At 64.3% G+C, this 1570-nt stretch carries 2 protein-coding genes; both read left to right on the top strand.

The window, feature by feature from the left end; genetic code table 11:
- Positions 1–129 precede the first annotated feature (129 nt).
- A complete protein-coding gene (locus NW75_RS20825) occupies positions 130–1137 on the top strand; it encodes an alpha-ketoacid dehydrogenase subunit beta (RefSeq protein WP_033967321.1) in 1008 nt (335 codons plus the stop codon).
- Positions 1137–1570: biotin/lipoyl-containing protein (locus NW75_RS27035; protein WP_033967322.1), on the top strand; the 434-nt coding region annotated here is incomplete at its 3' end. The genes NW75_RS20825 and NW75_RS27035, both read left to right, overlap by 1 nt.

A 1570-nucleotide genomic window follows, 5' to 3' on the forward strand; every position in this document is an offset into this window, starting at 1 on the left:
ATGCCCCGCGCCCGGTCACCCTCACCCTTCCGGCGCTTCGCGCCTCCCTCCCTCTCCCGATGGAGAGGGATTATGAGCGACATCATGCCAGAAACCGAAACCGCTTCCGAAACCCCGACCTCCACCCGCATGAACATGATCCAGGCGATCAATTCCGCCATGGACGTGATGATGGACCGTGACCCCGATATCGTCGTGATGGGCGAGGATGTCGGCTATTTCGGCGGCGTGTTCCGCGCGACCGCGGGCTTGCAGTCCAAATATGGCAAGACCCGCGTGTTCGATACGCCGATCACCGAATGCGGCATCATCGGCGTCGCGGTGGGGATGGGGGCCTATGGCTTGCGGCCGGTGCCCGAAATCCAGTTCGCCGATTATATCTATCCTGCGCTCGACCAGTTGGTGAGCGAGGCGGCGCGCTTGCGCTATCGCTCGGCCGGGGAATTCACCGCGCCGATCACGGTGCGCTCCCCGTTCGGCGGCGGCATTTTCGGCGGGCAGACGCACAGCCAGAGCCCCGAGGGGATCTTCACCCATGTCTCGGGCATCAAGACGGTAATCCCGTCGACGCCGTACGACGCCAAGGGCCTGCTGATCGCGGCGATCGAGGACAATGATCCGACGCTCTTCTTCGAGCCAAAGCGCATCTATAACGGCCCGTTCGACGGCCATTGGGACCGGCCCACGCAGAATTGGTCGCAGCATCCGGCGGGCGACGTGCCGACCGGCTATTACAAGATCGAACTGGGCAAGGCCAAGGTGGTGCGGCCGGGCGAGGCGCTGACGGTGCTGGCTTATGGCACGATGGTCCACGTCGCGCTGTCGGTAATCGTCGAAGCGGGGGTCGATGCCGAGGTGATCGATCTGCGCACGCTGGTGCCGCTCGACATCGAGACGATCGAGGCGTCGGTCCAGAAGACCGGGCGCTGCATGATCGTGCATGAAGCGACGCGCACTGGCGGCTTTGGCGCGGAGCTGTCGGCGTTGGTGCAGGAGCGCTGCTTCTACCATCTCGAAGCGCCGATCGAGCGCGTCACCGGCTTCGACACGCCGTACCCGCACAGCCTGGAATGGGCGTATTTCCCGGGCCCCGTCCGTATCGGCGAGGCGCTCAAGAAAATCATGAAGGACGCATAATGGCGCGTTTTACGTTCAAACTCCCCGATATCGGCGAAGGCATTTCCGAGGCCGAAATCGTCGCCTGGCATGTGAAGGTCGGCGACCGGATCGAGGAAGACCAGCAGATTGCCGACATGATGACCGACAAGGCGACGGTCGAGATGGAATCGCCCGTGTCGGGCATTGTGATCGAACTGGCGGGCGAGGTCGGCGACCAGGTGTCGATCGGCGCGGCGCTGGTGGTGATCGAGACCGAGGGCGATTTCTCGGCAGCGGAAGCGCCTGCGCTGGAGCCGGTGACCGATACGGTCAACATCGCGCCGGCCAGCGCCGAGCAAGTTGAGGTGGCCGAGCAATATGAGGCCGAAAATCCGGGAGTGGAGGCAGCTTCTCCCTCTCCCCTCCGGGGAGAGGGCCGGGGAGAGGGGACGGTCCGCAACGGGCGGTGCCC

It is taken from the genome of Sphingomonas sp. Ant H11 (assembly GCF_000797515.1).
Taxonomy (GTDB): domain Bacteria; phylum Pseudomonadota; class Alphaproteobacteria; order Sphingomonadales; family Sphingomonadaceae; genus Sphingomonas.

Bases quoted from the DNA above. Each gene is read 5' to 3' on its own strand.
- NW75_RS20825 (WP_033967321.1), top strand. From the start codon at position 130: ATGAACATGATCCAGGCGATCAATTCCGCCATGGACGTGATGATGGAC.